This is a genomic window from Streptomyces vietnamensis (assembly GCF_000830005.1).
Classification (GTDB): domain Bacteria; phylum Actinomycetota; class Actinomycetes; order Streptomycetales; family Streptomycetaceae; genus Streptomyces; species Streptomyces vietnamensis.
In genome coordinates this window covers 1,807,964-1,827,000 of the sequence record NZ_CP010407.1, presented here as the reverse complement: position 1 = coordinate 1,827,000, position 19,037 = coordinate 1,807,964, and the positions used below count along the sequence as shown (strand labels likewise).

Annotated in this window: 20 protein-coding genes; 9 read left to right on the top strand and 11 right to left on the bottom strand. The window is 73.2% G+C overall.

What is annotated here, in order from left to right; all coding sequences use genetic code 11:
- Positions 1-75: 75 nt before the first annotated feature.
- Positions 76-732, bottom strand: a complete 657-nt coding sequence (locus SVTN_RS08000; protein WP_041128438.1) for a TetR/AcrR family transcriptional regulator — start codon at positions 730-732, stop codon at positions 76-78.
- Between the two features lie 69 nt (positions 733-801).
- Between SVTN_RS08000 and SVTN_RS07995 the strand changes: the two genes are divergently transcribed.
- The 3 genes from SVTN_RS07995 (at position 802) to SVTN_RS07985 (ending at position 2,989) form a co-directional block, all read left to right on the top strand.
- A complete protein-coding gene (locus tag SVTN_RS07995; protein ID WP_041133685.1) occupies positions 802-1,953 on the top strand; it encodes an acyl-CoA dehydrogenase family protein in 1,152 nt (383 codons plus the stop codon).
- Between the two features lie 61 nt (positions 1,954-2,014).
- Entirely contained in the window at positions 2,015-2,302 is a 288-nt protein-coding gene (locus SVTN_RS07990) for a YiaA/YiaB family inner membrane protein (RefSeq protein ID WP_030691197.1), read from the top strand.
- 60 nt (positions 2,303-2,362) lie between these two features.
- Positions 2,363-2,989 carry a TetR/AcrR family transcriptional regulator gene (locus SVTN_RS07985; RefSeq protein ID WP_041128437.1) on the top strand — a complete coding sequence of 209 codons (627 nt, stop codon included), beginning with the start codon at positions 2,363-2,365 and terminating at the stop codon, positions 2,987-2,989.
- Here the strand turns inward: SVTN_RS07985 and SVTN_RS07980 are convergent.
- Complete coding sequence (locus SVTN_RS07980; protein WP_041128436.1) at positions 2,980-3,441, bottom strand: MaoC family dehydratase; 462 nt, start codon at positions 3,439-3,441, stop codon at positions 2,980-2,982. The two genes, SVTN_RS07985 and SVTN_RS07980, sit on opposite strands and share 10 nt — an antisense overlap.
- A gap of 105 nt (positions 3,442-3,546) precedes the next feature.
- Here SVTN_RS07980 and soxR point away from each other — a divergent pair, with 105 nt between their 5' ends.
- Entirely contained in the window at positions 3,547-4,020 is a 474-nt protein-coding gene (gene soxR, locus SVTN_RS07975; RefSeq protein ID WP_041128435.1) for a redox-sensitive transcriptional activator SoxR, read from the top strand.
- 304 nt (positions 4,021-4,324) lie between these two features.
- Here soxR and SVTN_RS07970 read toward each other — a convergent pair whose 3' ends face one another.
- The 4 genes from SVTN_RS07970 to SVTN_RS07955 all read right to left on the bottom strand — a co-directional run bounded on the left by SVTN_RS07970 (position 4,325) and on the right by SVTN_RS07955 (position 9,099).
- A complete protein-coding gene (locus SVTN_RS07970; RefSeq protein WP_041128434.1) occupies positions 4,325-4,924 on the bottom strand; it encodes a hypothetical protein in 600 nt (199 codons plus the stop codon).
- Positions 4,925-5,070: 146 nt separating this feature from the next.
- Positions 5,071-6,306, bottom strand: coding sequence for a lipase family protein (locus SVTN_RS07965; protein ID WP_063782245.1), 1,236 nt, complete (start codon positions 6,304-6,306; stop codon positions 5,071-5,073).
- A 127-nt stretch (positions 6,307-6,433) separates the two neighbouring features.
- Positions 6,434-7,780, bottom strand: coding sequence for an erythromycin esterase family protein (locus SVTN_RS07960; protein WP_041128433.1), 1,347 nt, complete (start codon positions 7,778-7,780; stop codon positions 6,434-6,436).
- Between the two features lie 74 nt (positions 7,781-7,854).
- On the bottom strand, positions 7,855-9,099 hold the full coding sequence (locus SVTN_RS07955) for an exo-beta-N-acetylmuramidase NamZ family protein (RefSeq protein ID WP_041128432.1): 1,245 nt from the start codon (positions 9,097-9,099) through the stop codon (positions 7,855-7,857).
- A 166-nt stretch (positions 9,100-9,265) separates the two neighbouring features.
- Between SVTN_RS07955 and SVTN_RS07950 the strand changes: the two genes are divergently transcribed.
- Positions 9,266-10,048, top strand: a complete 783-nt coding sequence (locus SVTN_RS07950; RefSeq protein WP_041128431.1) for an SDR family oxidoreductase — start codon at positions 9,266-9,268, stop codon at positions 10,046-10,048.
- 77 nt (positions 10,049-10,125) lie between these two features.
- Positions 10,126-10,719 carry a TetR/AcrR family transcriptional regulator gene (locus SVTN_RS07945; protein WP_041128430.1) on the top strand — a complete coding sequence of 198 codons (594 nt, stop codon included), beginning with the start codon at positions 10,126-10,128 and terminating at the stop codon, positions 10,717-10,719.
- 8 nt (positions 10,720-10,727) lie between these two features.
- On the opposite strand, the gene SVTN_RS07940 is transcribed toward SVTN_RS07945, so the two are convergent.
- On the bottom strand, positions 10,728-11,942 hold the full coding sequence (locus tag SVTN_RS07940; protein WP_041128429.1) for an acyl-CoA dehydrogenase family protein: 1,215 nt from the start codon (positions 11,940-11,942) through the stop codon (positions 10,728-10,730).
- A gap of 6 nt (positions 11,943-11,948) precedes the next feature.
- Positions 11,949-12,971 carry a phosphotransferase gene (locus SVTN_RS07935; RefSeq protein WP_041128428.1) on the bottom strand — a complete coding sequence of 341 codons (1,023 nt, stop codon included), beginning with the start codon at positions 12,969-12,971 and terminating at the stop codon, positions 11,949-11,951.
- Positions 12,972-13,101: 130 nt separating this feature from the next.
- Here SVTN_RS07935 and SVTN_RS07930 point away from each other — a divergent pair, with 130 nt between their 5' ends.
- Positions 13,102-14,385 carry an enolase C-terminal domain-like protein gene (locus SVTN_RS07930; RefSeq protein ID WP_041128427.1) on the top strand — a complete coding sequence of 428 codons (1,284 nt, stop codon included), beginning with the start codon at positions 13,102-13,104 and terminating at the stop codon, positions 14,383-14,385.
- Positions 14,386-14,424: 39 nt separating this feature from the next.
- On the opposite strand, the gene SVTN_RS07925 is transcribed toward SVTN_RS07930, so the two are convergent.
- Both SVTN_RS07925 and SVTN_RS07920 read right to left on the bottom strand, forming a co-directional pair.
- Positions 14,425-15,336 (bottom strand): MBL fold metallo-hydrolase, encoded by a 912-nt coding sequence (locus SVTN_RS07925; protein WP_041128426.1) that lies wholly within the window; start codon positions 15,334-15,336, stop codon positions 14,425-14,427.
- Between the two features lie 126 nt (positions 15,337-15,462).
- Positions 15,463-15,873: a winged helix-turn-helix transcriptional regulator gene (locus tag SVTN_RS07920; protein ID WP_078908250.1), complete on the bottom strand. Its 411-nt coding sequence runs from the start codon at positions 15,871-15,873 to the stop codon at positions 15,463-15,465.
- A gap of 70 nt (positions 15,874-15,943) precedes the next feature.
- Here SVTN_RS07920 and SVTN_RS07915 point away from each other — a divergent pair, with 70 nt between their 5' ends.
- Together SVTN_RS07915 and SVTN_RS07910 are read left to right on the top strand one after the other, a co-directional pair.
- A complete protein-coding gene (locus tag SVTN_RS07915) occupies positions 15,944-16,564 on the top strand; it encodes an NADPH-dependent F420 reductase (RefSeq protein ID WP_041128425.1) in 621 nt (206 codons plus the stop codon).
- Positions 16,565-16,607: 43 nt separating this feature from the next.
- Positions 16,608-17,537, top strand: a complete 930-nt coding sequence (locus SVTN_RS07910; RefSeq protein ID WP_041128424.1) for an NADP-dependent oxidoreductase — start codon at positions 16,608-16,610, stop codon at positions 17,535-17,537.
- A gap of 10 nt (positions 17,538-17,547) precedes the next feature.
- On the opposite strand, the gene SVTN_RS07905 is transcribed toward SVTN_RS07910, so the two are convergent.
- A complete protein-coding gene (locus SVTN_RS07905; protein ID WP_041128423.1) occupies positions 17,548-18,930 on the bottom strand; it encodes an FAD-binding oxidoreductase in 1,383 nt (460 codons plus the stop codon).
- Between the last annotated feature and the right edge of the window lie 107 nt (positions 18,931-19,037).

Here is a 19,037-nt window from a genome sequence, read left to right as displayed (position 1 = left end):
TGCCGTCCGGGGGTGCGGCGGCCTCGTGCGGGCGCGGCGGCCTCCGGCGGGCGCGGTGGCCGCCTCGTGCGGGGCTCAGGTCCGCCGGGCGGCGGCCGGCATCGCCTCGTACTGGAGTCGCAGGCCGTCGAGCAGCGCCCGCAGGCCCGTCTCGAAGGCGCCCTCGTCGACCTTCTGGCGGTGCTCCGCGAGGAGGTGGGCCTGGCCCAGGTGGGGGTAGTCGGCCGGGTCGTACGCCGTCTCGTCGTCGACGAAGCCGCGCGCGAAGGAGCCGAGGGCGGAGCCGGTGATGAAGTACCGCATCAGCGCGCCGATGGAGGTGGCCTGCGCCGGGGGCCAGCCGGCCCGGACCATCGCGCCGAAGACGGCGTCGGCGACCTTCAGGCCCGCCGGGCGGCGGCCGGGCCCCTGGGCGAGGACGGGGACGATGTGCGGGTGGTCGGCGAGGGCGGCGCGGTAGGAGACCGCCCAGTCGTGCAGCGCCGTCCGCCAGTCCCGGCCGTCGCCCTCCGCGAACATCGACAGGTCGATCTTCGCGCTCACCGCGTCCGCGACCGCGTCGAGGATCTCGTCCTTCGTGCGGAAGTGGTTGTAGAGCGAGGGCCCGCTCACCCCGAGTTCGGCGGCGAGCCGCCGGGTGGAGAGCGCGGCGAGGCCCTCCGCGTCCACGAGCGCGCCCGCCGTCTCGACGATGCGGTCTCGGCTGAGCAGGGGCTTGCGCGGTCGGGCCATGGCGCACATAGTAGGCCCGCAGAAGAAAAACTAGCAGTGGTAATTAATGGCCGAGTGGGGTGGCACCGCATGAATCTGGAACTGAGCGAGGAGCAGGAGGCCGTACGGCGGCTCGCCGAGGACTTCGTCGCACGTGAGGTCACCCCGCACGCCGCCGCGTGGGACCGTGCCGAGGAGGTCGACCGGGGCATCGTGAAGAAGCTCGGCGCCGTCGGCTTCCTCGGGCTCACGATCCCGGAGGAGTACGGCGGTTCGGGCGGCGACCACCTCGCGTACTGCCTCGTCACCGAGGAGCTGGGACGCGGCGACTCCTCCGTGCGCGGCATCGTCTCCGTCTCCCTCGGCCTGGTCGCCAAGACCGTCGCCTCCTGGGGCAGCGAGGAGCAGAAGCGGGCATGGCTGCCCCGGCTCACGTCCGGCGAGGCCCTCGGCTGCTTCGGCCTCACCGAGCCCGGCACCGGCTCCGACGCAGGGAACCTCGCCACCCGCGCCGTGCGGGACGGCGACGCGTACGTCGTCAACGGCAGCAAGATGTTCATCACCAACGGCACCTGGGCCGACGTCGTCCTGCTCTTCGCCCGTACGAACGACACCCCCGGCCACAAGGGCGTCTCCGCCTTCCTCGTCCCCACCGACACCCCCGGCCTCACCCGTCGCCCCGTCCACGGCAAGCTCGGCCTGCGCGGCCAGGCCACCGCCGAACTGGTCCTGGAGGACGTCCGCGTCCCGGCGGACGCCATGCTCGGCCCCGAGGGCAAGGGCTTCGCCGTCGCCATGTCCGCCCTCGCCAAGGGCCGCATGTCGGTCGCCGCCGGCTGCGTCGGCATCGCCCAGGCCGCCCTCGACGCCGCCGTGCGGTACGCGGGGGAGCGCGAGCAGTTCGGAAAGCCCATCGCCTCGTACCAGCTGGTCCAGGAGCTGCTCAGCGACATCGCCGTCGACGTGGACGCCGCCCGGCTGCTCACCTGGCGGGTCGCCGACCTCGTCGACCGGGGCCAGGACTTCGCCACCGCCGCCTCCAAGGCGAAGCTGTACGCCTCCGAGGCCGCCGTCCGCGCCGCGAACAACGCCCTCCAGGTCTTCGGCGGCTACGGCTACATCGACGAGTACCCGGTGGGGAAGCTGGTGCGCGACGCCCGCGTCATGACCCTGTACGAGGGCACCAGCCAGATCCAGAAGCTCATCATCGGCCGGGCGCTGACGGGGGTCTCGGCCTTCTGAGTACCTCGCTGAGTACGCGGACGGATGTGGCGCCCGCCACATCCGTCCGATCCTTGGCTCCATGAGCGACACACCGGTCAAGCAGCAGAACACCGCGGCCTACTACATGCAGGCCGTCATCTCCTTCGGGATCGCGATCGCGGCCGTGGGCATCGGCATCTTCCAGCTCGACGCCAGCGCCTGGGTGCGGGCCTTCCTCGCCATCTCGGTCCTCTACCTCACGACCTCGGCCTTCACCCTCGCCAAGGTCGTCCGCGACCGCCAGGAGGCCGGCCAGATCGTCAGCCGGGTCGACCAGGCCCGCCTGGAGAAGCTCCTGGCGGAGCACGACCCCTTCCAGAAGCTCTAAGCGCTTGCTCACCCTCGTTGTATGGTGTTCGTCCTGACGGGGACCGAGAAGGAGTGTGGGATGAGCGCGGCGGAGGAGACGCCCGGGGTCGAGGACGTGGCCTGGGGCGAGGTCACGCCCGAGGCGGCCCGGCGGCTGCTCGTGGCCGCCGTCGAGGCGTTCGCCGAGCGCGGCTACCACGCCACCACCACCCGGGACATCGCGGGCCGCGCCGGGATGAGCCCCGCCGCGCTCTACATCCATTACAAGACCAAGGAAGAGCTGCTCCACCGGATCAGCCGCATCGGCCACGACAAGGCCCTGGAGATCCTCCGGGCCGCGGCCGACGGCGAGGGCACCGCCGCCGAGCGCCTCGCCGACGCCGTGCGCTCCTTCGTCCGCTGGCACGCCGAGCGCCACACGACCGCGCGCGTCGTCCAGTACGAGCTCGACGCCCTCGGCCCCGAGCACCGCGCCGAGATCATCGAGCTGCGCCGCGAGTCCGACGCGACCGTGCGCCGGATGCTCGAAGAGGGCGCGGCCGCGGGCGAGTTCGACGTGCTCGACGTGTCCGGCACCGCGGTCGCCGTGCTCTCCCTCTGCATCGACGTCTCGCGCTGGTTCAACACCCAGGGCCGCCGGACGGCCGACGAGATCGGCGTGCTCTACGCCGACCTCGTCCTCCGGATGGTCGGCGCTCAGAAGTAGTAGCGGGAGACCGACTCGGCCACGCAGACCGGCTTCTCGGAGCCCTCGCGCTCCACGGTCACCGCCGCCGTCACCTGCACGCCGCCGCCCGCCTCCTCGACCTTCGTCAGGACGGCGGTGGCGCGCAGCCGCGAACCCACCGGGACCGGGGCGGGGAAGCGCACCTTCTCCGTCCCGTAGTTGAGGCCCATCTTCATGCCCTCGACCCGCAGCACCTGCGGGACGAACAGCGGCAGCAGCGACAGCGTCAGATAGCCGTGCGCGATCGTCGTGCCGAACGGGCCGGCGGCGGCGCGCTCCGGGTCCACGTGGATCCACTGGTGGTCCCCGGTCGCCTCCGCGAAGAGGTCGATCCGCTTCTGGTCGATCTCCAGCCAGTCACTGTGCCCCAACTGCTCGCCGACCCCCGCGCGCAGCTCCTCGGCGGAGGTGAAGATCCTCGGCTCGGCCATGTTTGCTGGTCCCTTCTCCTACGGCTGTCTAAGCGCTTGCTCAGCATGTGGGGTGTGGGGGCCGCTGTCAACGGCCGCCGTCGACGCACCAGTAGGGTTCTACGGGTGCCGCAGATTCCAGAGAAGATCCACGAACTCACCGTCGGCCAGCTCTCCGCCCGTAGCGGGGCCGCCGTCTCCGCCCTGCACTTCTACGAGGCGAAGGGGCTCATCACCAGCCGCCGCACCAGCGGCAACCAGCGCCGCTACGGCCGCGACACGCTCCGCCGGGTCGCCTTCGTCCGCGCCGCTCAGCGGGTCGGCATCCCGCTGGCCACCATCCGGGAGGCACTGGCCCAGCTCCCCGAGGAACGCACGCCCACGAACGAGGACTGGGCCCGGCTCTCCGGGGCCTGGCGCACCGAACTCGACGAGCGCATCAAGCAGCTCGGGCGGCTCCGGGACCATCTGACGGACTGCATCGGCTGTGGCTGTCTCTCCCTGGAGACCTGCGTCCTGTCCAACCCGGACGACCGCTTCGGCGAACAGATGGCGGGCTCCCGCCTCCTCCCGGTCCGCCGCCCGACCCCCACGGACTGACCGCCCAGCCCACCCCCCCCCGTGCGGGGCCCGCACCCGGTTGGGCGGTGCCCCGCTGCCGTGTGGGCAATCGTCCCGCTGGGGCGGGACGGGTGGGCACACGGGACGGCGCGCCTGGCCGCGCCCCCGCCCCCTGCGCCTGGGCCCGCACCATGACCGCGCCGCACGACGTGGTGCGGGTTTGGGCGCGGAAGCCTCTGGCGCCGGCAGGGCGCGGGTCCGTTGTGCCCACCCGTTCCGCCCCGGCGGAACGATTGCCCACAACGGGGGCGACGAGGCCGCGGGCCCGCAACGGGGCGGTGCGTTACGCCGCCGAGGCCAGTGACCGGTGGCGCTCCCCGCGTGCCCGGGCCAGCGCCCCCGACGTCAGTACCGCCCGCGGGACGCCCACCCCGCAGTCCCCGCACACCGGGCCGAGCCACGGCTCGCCGGCCCATTCGATCCGCGGCCCCGCGCACACGGGGCACGCCTCGCCCGGCCCCCGCTCCAGGGCGCCGATCAGCCGCCGCAGCACCTCCGGCAGCGGGTCCGAGGGGTGCACCGCCGGGTCGCCGCAGCGGACCACGCCGTTGCCGCCCCAGACGCGCCGGTGCCAGTCGTCGAGCGCGCCGAGCCCGCGCAGTCCCTCGCTCTTCTCGCGCCGCCGCCGGGCGGCGAACCGCTCCTCGTACGCGAGCCACACGGCCCGCGCCTCCTCCAGTTCGTCGAGCGCCGCCACGAGGCGCTCCGGGTCGAGCTCCCGGTCCTCGGGCCCGAATCTGTGTCGGCGGCACAGATGGTCCCAGGTCGCGCGGTGCCCGTAGGGCGCGAACCTCTCCAGACACTTGCGCAGGGAGTACCTGCGCAGTGCCGTGTCGCACCCCGGATCGCGCACCTGTCTCGCGAGACTCCGGAAACCGGCCATCCCTCGCCACCTCCGCCGCTGGTCCTTCCGCGCTATCAGAGGGACGAACGGGAGCCCCGCCGTGTTCCATCGAAATTCCGATGGGAGCCATCAACGGGGTGGGAGAGGTGCCCGTCACCCACCGGAACCAGCGCGTCCGGTGGGTTCTACCGGCCCGCCCGGGCCGCCGAGATCACCACCCCGGCCAGCTCGGGACGGCAGATGTCGCTGTGCGAGCGGACCACCTCGGCCGCGTCCACGCTCACGCACCCGGAGTCCGGCACCCCCTCGCGCAGGACCTCCGCGATGCTCCGCTCCACCGTTCCCGGCACCGCCTGCACGCCGTCGTGCCCGATCGCGCCCCAGCGCGGGTCGTCCGCGCCGAGCAGCCCGGCCGTGGCGCCGGCCAGCGACTCGGAGTCGTTCGCGAGCCGGGACGCCAGCGGGTACATGATCCCGAGCGCCGTGTCGTGCCGCGAGTAGCAGGCCACCACCGGCCCCCGGACCCGGCGCTGGAGGTCCCGCAGCGAACCGGACCGCCCGGGGTCGTGCGGCAGCCGCGCCGCGAACGCGTAGTGCGAGAAGGCGCCCTGAAGGAGCGTCACGGAGGCGACCGGCCGGACCCCGGCGGGCAGCCCCCGCAACGCGTACGCGACGAGCCGGGCGCCCATGCTGTGGCCCACGAGGTGGACGCGGAGCCCGGGGGCGGCCCGCGCGACCTCGACGAGCAGCGGCCCGAGCCCGTGCTCGCCGACCTGCCCGGCCCGCTTCTTCATCACGTAGTACGTGGCCTGCCGCAGCGCCTCCTTGGCGCCCTTCCAGTACCTCTTCAGCCCTCCGCCGAAGAAGCCCTCCGCCGGAACCCCGCCCGCGCCCTCCAGGGCCCCGGTGAACAGGGCGCACACCGCCACCGGGTCCGCGACGAGGAACTCCGGCACCGGCTCCGCGAGGGCGGCGGACTCCACGGCCACGGACTCCACGGCCACGGACTCCACGCCCACGTCCGTCAGCTCCCGCAGCAGCGCCCCGAACTCCTCGAACGCCGCCTCCGACTCCGGCGCCGCGGCGAGCAGCTCCGTGAGCCGCCCGATGACCGGCTCCTTCTCCGGGAGGACCGTCACCAGGGCCCGGTAGTCGGGCACCGGCTCGTCCGTGAACATCATCGAGGGCCAGATCAGCCCCGCGTACCCCGCCTCCACCCCGGGCGCGAGCAGTCCGGGGAAGGGGGCGAAGAAGTCGGAGCAGAGGCGGGTGGCGCCGGACGGGGAGCTGTTCCACCCGTGCGCGAACACCACCAGGTCGCCCACGCCCTGCCGGGCCAGCGCGGCGAGTTCCGAGGCCTGCCCCGGCGGCCCGTCGCCGTCCTTGTCGAAGGTGATCTCCCGGTACGGCTCCACACTCATCCCGGTCACGGCCAGACCCGTCCCTCCACGTCGAGGGGGCCGCGACGCCGAGTGCGCCCCGTGCGCGGGCGGCGGCTCCTCGGCAAGGATGCCCGCGCGGGGCCGCGTCCAGACGTGTGAAGGGGCGTCAGTGCAGCAGCCGTGCCGCCGAGATCCGGGGGAAGTGGATCAGCAGGTCGTACGCGGTGGAGAGCCGCACCGGCACGGTGTCGCCCGGCCAGGGGAACACCGTGCCGATGTGCCGGGTCGGCCGGGGCACGGCAAGCCAGTCGCGCGCCGCCGGAGTCGTACGCCGCAGGTCCAGGTAGAAGGGGCCGGACGCGACGCGGTCCAGGGTGTGGGAGCTGCTGTCGGGGCCGAGCGGGGCGACGGTGAAGGTCCGGAGCGGCTCGCCCGGGGCCCCGGTGTCGTGCGCGTTGAAGGAGCCCTGCCCGAAGGAGGCTCCCACGCTCACGTAGTCCCGGCCGAGGGCGTCCCGCAGGAAGGCGCCCTGGAGCCGCGGGTACTGGTCCGGGTTCGACGTCTCGTAGCCGACGTGCCCGTTGTGCGCGGAGAGCACCATCCGGTCGCCGGTCCGCCGCTGCCACCACACGGTGTTCTCGGCCATGGTCCGGTCGCGGTAGAGCATCGCCGCGGCGACCCCCTCCGGCGTCGTGAATTCGTGGGCGTACTCGGTGCCGACCTGGGCGATCGCGCGCGCGTGCTGCACCGCCCACAGGTGCGCCTCCCGCGCTCCGGGGCCCTTGCCGGGGCTCTGCCGCTCCAAGAGGGCGAGGGCGCGGTTCACGTCACCGGCCATCCGCTGCCGTTCGGCATGCGGCTTCTCCATGTAGCCCTTCATCCAGGCCTCCACCTCGCCCGTGGGCCGCGAGTCCCGGTACAGCTCCCGGAAGCGGGGGAGGAGCGCCGGATGGACCCGGGCGACGTACGAGGTGACGGCGTCGAAGAGGTTCGGTCCCGCGTAGCCGAGGTCGTTGCCCATGAAGTGGACCTGGTGCCCGGGGTGGAGCCGGTTGTGTTCGCGCATCCAGAGGAAGAGGTCGAGGTACTCCTCGGTGTTCCAGAGGCGGTACGACTCCTGGAACTCGTCCCGCATGATCGCCCGGATGTCGCCCTTGCCGGTGCGGACCCACTCGTCGACGAGGAGTCCGGTGGACCAGGGCGCCTCCAGGGCGAAGGTGGTGAAGCCCTTGGACTCCACGAGGTGTTCGAAGACCTGGTGCTTGGCCTCGAAGAACTCCGCCGAGCTGTGCGTGGCCTCGCCGATCCCGACGACCTTGGCCGAGCCGATCATCCGGTCGAGCGGGCGCAGATCGGTCAGGGGCCGGGCGGAGCGGGCGAGTTCCCGTACGGGATCGGGGGCGGGCGGAGCCGTGGCGGCGCCCGCGGCGGGCGCCAGGGAGCCCAGGCAGGCGGCGAGGAGGAGCCCGACGAGCGGCAGACGGCGTGAACGGCGTCGTAAGGAGAGGTTCATGGGGCAAGCGTGGCCGGTGGGACGCCCGGTGGGACATCCCGCCCGCACCCGTCTCGTACGGGGGCCAGCCCCCCTCACCGGTACAGCAGGTACTCCTCGCGCACCGCCCGGAAGGCCGCAAGGTCCGACTCCCACGCCCCGACGACCTCGTCGACGCCCGCGCCCGCGTCGATCAGGGTCCGCACCCGGGTCGAACCGGTCAGCTTGTCGATCCAGTGGTCCGCCCGCCAGGCGAAGCCCGACCACGAGCTGCGGGCGGTGACGAGGAGCCCGATCCCGGTCCGTACCGGGTCGAAGGAGTCCCGGTCGTCGACGTGCAGCTGCACCCCGCCGATGGTCTTCCCCTGGAACTTGGAGAAGGTCGGGGCGAAGTACGCCTCGCGGAACCGGACCCCGGGCAGGCCGAGGGCGTTCGCCGCCTCCGCCCACCGCCGGTCGATGCCCTCGGCGCCGAGGAGTTCGAAGGGGCGGGTGGTGCCGCGCCCCTCGGAGAGGTTCGTGCCCTCGAAGAGGCACGTGCCGGAGTAGACGAGCGCGGTGTCCGGCGTCGGCATGTTCGGGCTGGGCGGCACCCACGGCAGCCCGGTCGCGTCGAAGAACTCCGACCGCCGCCACCCCGTCATCCGTACGGTCTCCAAGGCGACGGGCGAGGCCAGGAACTCGCCGTTGAAAAGACCGGCCAGCTCGGCGACCGTCATGCCGTGCGCCTGCGCGATCGGCTCCCGCCCGACGAAGGTCGCGAACGCCCGGTCCAGGACGGGCCCGAGCGCCGCCCGCCCGGTCACCGGGTTCGGCCGGTCCAGGACGACGAACCGCTTCCCGGCGAGGGCTGCGGCCGCCATGCAGTCGTACAGCGTCCAGATGTACGTGTAGAAGCGGGCGCCGACGTCCTGGACGTCGAAGACGACCGTGTCCACCCCGGAGGCGGTGAAGACGTCCGCGAGGGGCTGCCCGCTCTTCAGGTACGTGTCGTGGACGGGCAGCCCGGTCGCCGGATCGTCGTACCGGCCCTCGGAGCCGCCCGCCTGGGCGGTGCCCCGGAAGCCGTGCTCGGGGCCGAAGACGGCGACGAGGTCCACCCGCTCGTCGGCGTGCATGACGTCGACGACGTGGCGCGCCTCCGGGGTGATGCCGGTCGGGTTGGTGACGATGCCGACCCGCTCGCCGACGAGGAGCGCGTACCCGTCGGCCGCGAGCCGCTCGAAGCCGGTCCGCACCCGGCCGTGACCGGGGGCGGCGGATGCGGGGGCGGGGGCCGTGGCCGCCACCGCCCCCAGGGCGCCTCCGGCGGCCAGCAGACTCCGTCGCGACAGGCTCATGGGGGAGGACCTCCTCGGAGTGACGGGAGTGACATGGGCACGCACGCTAGCGCTCCTGACCGCCCCGGGGAACGAGGCGTGCGGAACGGGTCTTCCGCCACTCCATACCGACCGGTTAGTCTGTCCCGATCCCGAAAGCTGACCGTCACGGCCGAGAGGTGGGTCCATGACCGCGGACACGAACGAGCTCCACGGCGCCGGCGTCGTCGTCACCGGAGCGGGCGGCGGCATCGGCGCCGCCCTCGCCCGCCGCTTCGCCGCCGAGGGCGCCCGCGTCGTCGTCAACGACCTCGACCCCGGGCGCACCAAGGCCGTCGCCGAGGAGATCGGCGCCGTCCCCGTCCCCGGCGACGCCTCCGCCGTCGTCGACGAGGCCCGCGAGGCCCTCGGCGGCACCGTCGACATCTGGTGCGCCAACGCCGGACTCTCCTCGCCCGGCGACGCCTTCGCCGACGAGGACGTCTGGGCCGCCGCCTGGGACGTCAACGTCATGGCCCACGTCCGCGCGGCCCGCGCCCTCCTCCCGGAATGGCTGGAGCGCGGCAGCGGCCGCTTCGTCTCCACCGTCTCCGCCGCCGGACTCCTCACCATGATCGGCGCGGCGCCGTACAGCGTCTCCAAGCACGGCGCGTACGCCTTCGCGGAATGGCTGTCCCTCACCTACCGCCACCGCGGCCTGAAGGTCCACGCCATCTGCCCGCAGGGCGTCCGTACGGACATGCTCACCGCCGCCGGATCCGCCGGCGAGCTCGTCCTCGCCCCCACCGCCATCGAGCCCGAGGACGTCGCCGACGCCCTCCTCGACGCCATCCGGGCCGACCGCTTCCTCGTCCTGCCCCACCCCGAGGTCGCCGGCTACTACCGCAACCGCGCCACCGACCCCGAGCGGTGGCTCGGCACGATGAACCACGTCCAGCAGGCCTGGGAGACGGCCACCCGTCAGGCGTAGTCGCGACGGATGGGAAGATCTAGCGGCGGGAACGCGTTCCCATGACCGAAAACGATCACCACGGAAGGCGGCGGAGCATGGCCAGGACGACGGACGGGAGCGGCACCCCCGTCCCCCAGAGGCTCCTCGCCGCCGCCACCCGGCTCTTCGCCGAGCGGGGCTACGACCGCACCTCCGTCCAGGAGATCGTCGAGGCCGCCGGGGTCACCAAGGGTGCCCTCTACCACTACTTCGGCTCCAAGGAGGACCTCCTCCAGGAGGTCTACTCCCGCGTCCTGCGCCTCCAGCAGGAACGGCTCGACGCCTTCGCGGACGCCGACGCGCCCGTCGAGGACCGGCTGCGCGACGCCGCGGCCGACGTCGTCGTCACCACCATCGAGAACCTCGACGACGCCTCCATCTTCTTCCGCTCCATGCACCACCTGAGCCCCGAGAAGCACAAGCAGGTGCGGTCCGAGCGCCGCCGCTACCACGAGCGCTTCCGGGCCCTGATCGAGGAGGGCCAGCGGGCGGGCGTCTTCTCCTCCGCCACGCCCGCCGACCTCGTCGTCGACTACCACTTCGGCTCCGTGCACCACCTGTCGACCTGGTACCGCCCGGACGGCCCGCTGACCCCGCAGCAGGTGGCCGACCACCTCGCCGACCTCCTGCTGCGGGCCCTGCGCCCGTAAGTCGGCGCCTACAGGTACTTCTTCAGCTCCCGGCGCGCCAGCGACCGCTGGTGCACCTCGTCCGGACCGTCCGCCAGCTTCAGCGTCCGCGCCGCCGCCCACAGCTCGGCCAGCGGGAAGTCCTGCGAGACACCGCCCGCCCCGTGCGCCTGCACGGCCTTGTCGATGATGTCGACGACCGCGCGCGGGGTCGCGATCTTGATGGCCTGGATCTCGGTGTGCGCGCCCCGGTTGCCGACGGTGTCCATGAGCCAGGCCGTCTTGAGGACGAGGAGCCGCAGCTGCTCGATGGTGACCCGGGCGTCGGCGATCCAGTTCTGCACGACGCCCTGCTGCGCGAGCGTCTTGCCGAAGGCGGTACGGGAGACCGCGCGCCGGCACATCAGCTCGACCGCCCGCTCCGCCATGCCGATGAGCCGCATGCAGTGGTGGATGCGGCCGGGGCCGAGCCGGGCCTGCGCGATGGCGAAGCCGCCGCCCTCCTCGCCGACGATGTTCGCGGCCGGGACCCGGACCCCGTCGAAGATCACCTCGGCGTGGCCGCCGTGGTAGTGGTCCTCGTACCCGTACACCTGCATCGCGCGCCGGACCTCGACGCCGGGGGTGTCGCGCGGCACGAGGATCATCGACTGCTGACGGCGGAGGTCGGTCCCGTCGGGGTCGGTCTTGCCCATGACGATGAAGATCTTGCAGCCGGGGTTCATCGCCCCGGAGATGTACCACTTGCGGCCGTCGACGACGTATTCGTCGCCGTCCCGCCGGATCCGGGTCTCGATGTTCGTCGCGTCGGAGGAGGCGACCTCGGGCTCGGTCATCGCGAAGGCCGAACGGATCTCACCGGCGAGGAGCGGCTCCAGCCACTGCTTCTTCTGCGCCTCGTCGCCGAACTGGGCGAGCAGCTCCATGTTCCCGGTGTCCGGGGCGGCGCAGTTGAGGGCGGTCGGGGCCAGCTGCGGGCTGCGGCCGGTGATCTCGGCGAGCGGCGCGTACTGGAGGTTGGTCAGCCCGGCCCCGTACTCGGCATCGGGAAGGAAGAGGTTCCAGAGCCCCTGCCGCTTGGCCTCGGCCTTGAGCTCCTCCACGACCGGCGGGGTGTCCCACGGCGAGGCGAGCCGGGCGCGCTGCTCCTCGGCGACGGCCTCGGCCGGGTAGACGTGCTCGTCCATGAAGGCGAGGAGCTTCTCGCGCAGCTCGACCGTACGGGCGTCGTAGGCGAAGTCCATGATGGGTCAGCCCTCCTGAAGGGTGGTCAGGCCGTGTTCGATGAAGACGGGGACGAGTTCGCCGATGCGGTCGAAACCGGCGCCGACCGTCTGCCCGAGGGTCCAGCGGTAGTGGATGCCCTCCAGGATCACGGCGAGCTTGAACCAGGCGAAGGCCGTGTACCAGGCGAGTCCGGAGGTGTCGCGGCCCGAGCGGGCCGCGTAGCGCTCGACCAGCTCGGCGGGGCTCGGATGCCCGGGGGCCGTGGCGGTCGTGGAGACGGGGGAGTCCGGCAGGTCCAGCGGCGTGCTGTACATGACGAGGAGGCCGAGGTCGGTGAGCGGGTCGCCGAGGGTCGACATCTCCCAGTCGAGGACGGCCCGGATCCGGTCGTCCTCGCCGACGAGGACGTTGTCGAGCCGGTAGTCGCCGTGGATCACGGTCGGCGTCCCGGACGACGGCAGCGCGCGCCCGAGGGCGGCGTGCAGTTCGTCGATCCCGGGCAGCTCGCGGCCGCGCGAGGCGTCGAGCTGCTTGCCCCAGCGGCGCAGCTGCCGGTCGAGGAAGCCCTCGGGGCGCCCGAAGTCGCCGAGCCCCACGGCCTCCGGGTCGACGGCGTGCAGGTCGACGAGCGTGTCGACCAGGCCGAGGACGGCCGCGCGGGTGCGCTCGGGGCCGAGCGGGGCGAGCTGACGGGCCGAGCGGTACGGCGTCCCGTCGACGAACTCCATGACGTAGAACGGCGCGCCGAGCACGGACTCGTCCTCGCAGAGCAGCACGGTCCCGGGAACGGGCACGTCGGTCCCGGCCAGGGCGCTGATCACCCGGTGCTCGCGCCGCATGTCGTGGGCGGTGGCGAGGACGTGGCCGAGCGGGGGCCGGCGGACCACCCAGCGGCCGGTGCCGTCGCTCACGACGTACGTCAGGTTCGACCGGCCACCTTCGATCAGCCGGGCTTCGAGGGGGCCGGACACGAGGCCGGGCCGCTCGCGGTCGAGGAATCGGCGCAGCTGCTCGGGGTCGAGTCCTGGCGGCGGGGCGGAGCTCATACGTGCGTACCTCCGGATCGGCTTGGTCGGCGTTCATGATGACCGACCAGTCGGTATGTCGTCCAGGGGGGCGCCTGGAAAGCGTGTCCCGCCCCCCGATGGCCGGCCGTATGGCTGAATGGAGTCCGATATGGACGCGAAGCTGACCGTCGACGAAGTCCGGCTGACCCCGATCCTCGTCTCCGACCCGCCGCTCCTCAACACCCAGGGCGTCCATCAGCCCTACACGCCCCGGCTCGTGGTGGAAGTGGTCACGAGGGGAGGGGTGAGCGGCCTCGGCGAGACGTACGGCGACGGCGTCTACCTGGACGTCGCCCGCCCCCTGGCAGAGGCCCTTCCGGGCCGCTCGGTCACGGACGTGAACGCTCTCTTCGAGCCGGCGCCGCGCCCGGATGCGGGCGCGGGCACAGGCACAGGCGCGGACACGGGCGCGGACACGGGGGTCGACGCGAGCGGCCTGCGCGGAGTCCGCACCCCCGAGAAGCTCCGCCTCTCCGTCGTCTCCGCCTTCGAGACCGCCTGCCTCGACGCACTCGGCAGGACCCTCGGCCTGCCCGTCCACGCCCTCCTCGGCGGCAAGGTCCGCGACGAGGTCGAATACAGCGCCTACCTCTTCTACAAGTGGGCCGGCACCGACGCGTGGGGCGCCGCCCTCGACCCGGCCGGCATCGTCGCCCAGGCCCGCCGCTTCGACCGGGAGTACGGCTTCCGCTCCTTCAAGCTCAAGGGCGGGGTGTTCGCCCCGGACCAGGAGATCGCGGCCGTCCGGGCGCTCGCGCGGGAGTTCCCCGGCCGCCCGCTCCGCCTCGACCCCAACGGCGCCTGGTCCGTGGAGACCTCGCTCGCCGTCGCCCGCGAACTCGGGGACGTCCTGGAGTACCTGGAGGACCCGGCGATCGGCATCGCCGCCATGGCCGAGATCGCGGCCCGCACGGACGTCCCGCTGGCCACCAACATGTGCGTGACCACCTTCGAGGAGATCCCGGAGGCCTTCGCGGAGCACGCGGTACGGATCGTCCTCTGCGACCACCACTACTGGGGCGGCCTCCACCGCACCCGCGAACTGGCCGCGCTCTGCCGGACGTACGGCGTCGGACTCTCCATGCACTCCAACACCCACCTGGGCATCAGCCTCGCCGCCATGACCCAGGTCGCCGCCACCCTGCCGGGCCTCCGGCACGCCTGCGACACCCACTACCCGTGGCAGACGGAGGACGTCGTCACCCCGCGCCCCGTCTTCCGCGAAGGCCGCCTCGGGGTCTCCGACGCGCCGGGGCTGGGGGTCGAGCTCGACCGCGAGGCACTGGCGGTCCTGCACCGGCGCTGGCTGGAGGACGACGGCAGGTACCGGGACCGCGACGACGCGGCGGCGATACGGACGACCCACCCGAACTGGACCCCGAACCACTGGTAACTCCACGCCCGTACGGGGGCGGCCGGCCGCAACGGACCGCTACGCGTGGCAAGCCACCGGCACCCCGCCGTTCATCGCCGCCATGTCCCCGAACACCGCCACAGGATCCAGCGGCGACCCCTCCGGCAGCCCCTCCAGCTCCGCGTACGCCCGGTGCAGGTTCGCCACCAGCCGCTCGCTCTCCCGCCACGCGGCGAACTCGCCGAGGTCCGCCTCCCGGGCCGTCTCCAGCGGGGTGGCGCCCTTCGCGTACCCCTCGGCGGCCAGCTCCCGCACCCACAGCAGGTACCGCTCCGTGGTGTCGTACGCCGTGGGGTCGGTCACCCGCCCGTGCCCCGGCACCACCGTCGGCGCGTCGAGGGACCGCAGCAGATCGAGCGCGCGCAGCGAACCGGCGAGCGAGCCCATCGGCAGGAACGGCGTCCCGCCGTGGAAGACCAGGTCGCCGGTGAAGACGACGCCCTGCTCCGGGAGGTGGACGATGGAGTCGCCCGTGGTGTGCGCGGCGCCCGGGTGGAGCACCCGGACCTCGATCCCGCCGACGTACAGGGTGAGCCGCTCGCTGTACGTGACGGAGGGCGGCAGGATGTCGACGCGCCCGAAGTCGGTCTGCGGCCACAGCAGATGGAGCTGGTGTCCGGCGGCGAGCTGCTCGGCGCGGCAGTTCTCGTGGCCCACGATCCGCGCCTCCGGCTGGAACACGCCGTTGCCGTAGGTGTGGTCGCCGTGGTGATGGGTGGAGACGATGGTCCGGGGCAGCGGCAGCCCCTCGGCGAGCACCGCCTCGCGCAGCAGCCGCGCCCGCCGCTCGGTGGCGGCGGTGTCGACGAGCAGCGACTCGTCCGCGTCGCCGATGAACCCGGCGTTGTTCAGGCACCAGCCGCCGTCGGGCTGGACGAAGGCGTGCACGTGCGGAGCGAGCGTGACCACATAGGGATCGGTGGCAGACAAAGGGATTCCCCCGGATGAGAGCCCGACTGGACAGGGGAAGAGTGCCAGTCGGCCCCGGCCCCGGGGAAGTCGGAACGAACGGCTCCGGGGAAGTCGGACAGGCGCCTGCGGAGAGGTCGGGGCGACCTACCCCTCGTCCCACCCCTGCGCCGCCACGAACGCGTCCCCGTACTCCGCCGACCACCGGCCCAGCGCCTCGATCGGCCCGAGCAGCGAACGTCCGAGCGCGGTCAGCGCGTACTCGACCCGGGGCGGGGTCTCCTCGTACGCCCGCCGCTCCACCAGCGCGTACCCCTCAAGCCGCCGCAGGGTCTCCGTCAGGACCTTCGCGCTGATCCCGCCGATCGCCGTCCGCAGCTCGCCGGGCCTGCGCGGCCCGTCCGCGAGCGCGTACAGGACGACCCCGTTCCAGGTGTTCGCGAGCAGGTCGAAACCGAGCCGCGCCCGGCAGTCCGCGAGGAGCCGGTCGGGGTCCCGGCCGGGGCGCCGGTCGGAGTCCCTGTCGGGGTGCCAGCCGGGATCCCTGTCGGTAACCATTCGGTAAGTCGCCCCCTGCCTACGGTCGTTCACGACAGCACGCACAACGGTACGTGAGGGAGGACGCCCCATGCGGGTGGGAATCATGGGTACGGGAGCGATGGCACGGGCGCTCGGCGGAGGCTGGGTCAGGGCGGGCCACGAGGTGCTCGTCGGCGGCCGGGACGCGGAACGGACCGCCGCGCTCGCCGCGGGCACGGGGGCCCGGCCGGGCACCCTCGCCGAGGCCGCCCGCTTCGGCGGGGCGACGCTCCTGGCCCTGCCGTACGACGCGGTCCTGCCGGCCCTCGGGACGGTGGACCCCGGGCGGATCCTGATCGACTGCACCAACGCGGTCGGCCCGGGCCCGGTCCTCACCACCGGCGAGGGCCCCGGCGCCGCCCGCACGCTCGCCGCCGCCACGGGCGCCCGGGTGGTGAAGGCCTTCAACCACGTCACGCCGACGGTGTGGAGCCGTACCCCGCCCGTCTTCGCGGACGGACCGGTCGCCGTCCCCCTCTGCGGGGACGACGAGGAGGCCCTCGCCCTCGTCGCCGCCCTCGCCGCCGACCTGGGCTGCGCCCCCTTCGTCGCAGGCCCGCTGGCCCACGCGGACCTCCTGGAGGCGACGACGGCCTTCCTCATCGGCCTCTGGACCTCGGGCCGCGACCCGCGCGCCATGCTCCCGCCGCCGGCTGCCCTCGAAGGCTGATCCCGGCTTGCGGGCCGGTCCGTACGCACCGAGGGTCGAAGGTATGAAGGCGATCAGCTACAGCCGGTACGGCGGTCCCGAGGTCCTGGAGTACGGCGAGCTGCCCGAGCCCAAGATCGGACCGGACGCGGTCCTGATCGAGGTGCGGGCGGCCGCCGTCAACCCGGTCGACTGGAAGTGCCAGGCCGGGTACCTCGACGGTCTGATGGACACGGTCTTCCCGGTCGTCCCCGGCTGGGACGTCTCCGGCGTCGTCGTCCGGCTCGGCCTCTGCGTCCCCGAGTTCGCCGTGGGCGACGAGGTGATGGGGTACGTGCGCGAGGACTTCCTCTCCCGGGGCACCTTCGCCGAGTACGTCGCGGCCCCCGTCCGCACCCTCGCCCGCAAGCCCCGCACCTTCGACTTCGAGGAGGCCGCGGCCCTCCCGCTCGCCGGCCTCACCGCGTACCAGGCGCTCCACCGGCCCCTCGCGGTACGGCCCGGGGACACCGTCCTCGTCCACGCGGCCGCCGGCGGGGTCGGCTCGATGGCCGTGCAGATCGCCCGCCACCTCGGCTGCCGGGTCATCGGCGCGGCCAGGGAAGCGGGCCTTGAGCGGGTCGCGGAGCTCGGCGCGGAGCCCGTCCGCTACGACGAGGAGACCTTCGCCGACCAGGTCCGCGCCCTCGCCCCGCAGGGCGTGGACGCCGTCCTCGACACCATCGGGGGCCCGTTCCTGAAGCTCTCCGCCCCGCTCCTCGCCCCGCAGGGCCGGCTGGCCTCGATCGCCGACGGCGAGGTCCTCGCCCTCGGCGGCACCTACTTCTGGACCCGCCCCGACGCCGCTGACCTCGCGGCCCTCGCCGACCTGGCCGACGCGGGCGTCCTCACCGTACGGGTGGCCAGGTCGTTCCCGCTGGAGCAGGCGGCCGAGGCCCAGCGCGCCAACGCGGCGGGCGGCCTGAACGGCAAGGTCGTGGTCACCGTCCCCTGACGAGGGTGCGTCAGCCGCTCGGCGGGACGTTCTGGTTGAGGGCGAAGACGTTGTCGGGGTCGTACCGGTCCTTGAGGGCGACGAGACGGGCGTACTTCTCGGGGCCGTACGAGTTCCGCAGGCGTGCCGTCCCCTCGTCGCCGCCGATGAAGTTGGGCACCGACGTCCCCGTCGCCCAGGGCCGCATCGCCGCGTGGAAGGAGCGGGTCCAGTCGATGTGCCGCTCCCGTCCGTCGCTGCCCCACCAGATGGCCAGGCAGAAGTACACCCACTTCGTCGGCGGGATGGAGAGGGCCATGTGGTCGGCGTCCAGCCGGGACGCGCCGCCCATCGGGCAGAAGATCAGCTGGGTCAGCGGAGCGGTGATCCCCTCCGCCTGGGCGAGCGCCGTGTCGATCGCCTCGTCCGGCAGCTCGGGCAGGTAGTCGACCTTGAAGTACTCGCTGACGCCCACCGGGGTGCCGGCGTCGAGCATGGTCTGCACGGCGGTGTACGGCATGGGTCCGACCATCCGCACCCACGGGTCACCCCACTCGACGAGCGGCGACAGCGCCTTCTCGCCCTCCGCCACGTCACCCACGTACACGACGATCACGCCGCAGGCGGGCTCGCCCCGCACCTGCTCGGGCACGAACTCCGCGGGCGGCGCGCTGATCAGGGCGAGCGCGCCGGTGACCTCGTCGGGCGCCTGCTCCATGAAGTCGCGGTAGAAGCGGGTGAGGGCCCCGGCCGCGGAGCGCGGGTGCAGCAGCAGCCCGGCGTACAGCAGGGGGCCGACCGGATGCAGCCGGAACTCGAACTCGGTCACCACGCCGAAGTTGCCGCCGCCGCCCCGCAGCCCCCAGAAGAGGTCGGCTTCGTGTTCGGCGTCGGCACGCAGGATCCGGCCGTCGGCGGTCACGACCTCGGCGGAGAGCAGACTCGCGGCCGTCGGCCCGTACATCCGCTCCAGCCAGCCGGAGCCGCTGCCGAGCGTCAGGCCCGCGACCCCGGTGTCCGACACCCGCCCGCCGGTCACGGCCAGGCCGAACTCCTGGGTGGCGGCGTCCAGTTCTCCCCAGGTGAGACCCGCCCCGAAGCGGCCGGTCCGCGCGTCGGTGTCGATCTCGACGCGCTTCATCGGGCTGGTGTCGATGACCAGCCCGCCGTCGCAGGAGGAGTATCCGGGGGCGGAGTGCCCGCCGCCGCGCACCGAGACCCCGAGGACGTTCTCCCGTGCGTGGTGGAGCGCCGCACGCACGTCCTCGGGGCCGGTGCAGCGCGCGACCAGGGCCGGATGCTGGTCGTGGTCGCGGTTGAAGCACCGGCGGAAGGTGTCGTACTCGGGATGGTCGGGCCCGATGAGGTCGCCCTGGAACGCTCCGGCGAGGGCGGACGGACGTGTGGAGGTCATGGCGGTCGTCCCTGCTGAGCCGTCGACGGCGGCGGCCGCATGACCACGGGCACAGCCCGGGCTCGGCCGACGCGGCCCTGCCGCCTGCTGTACGCCGTCAGTATGCG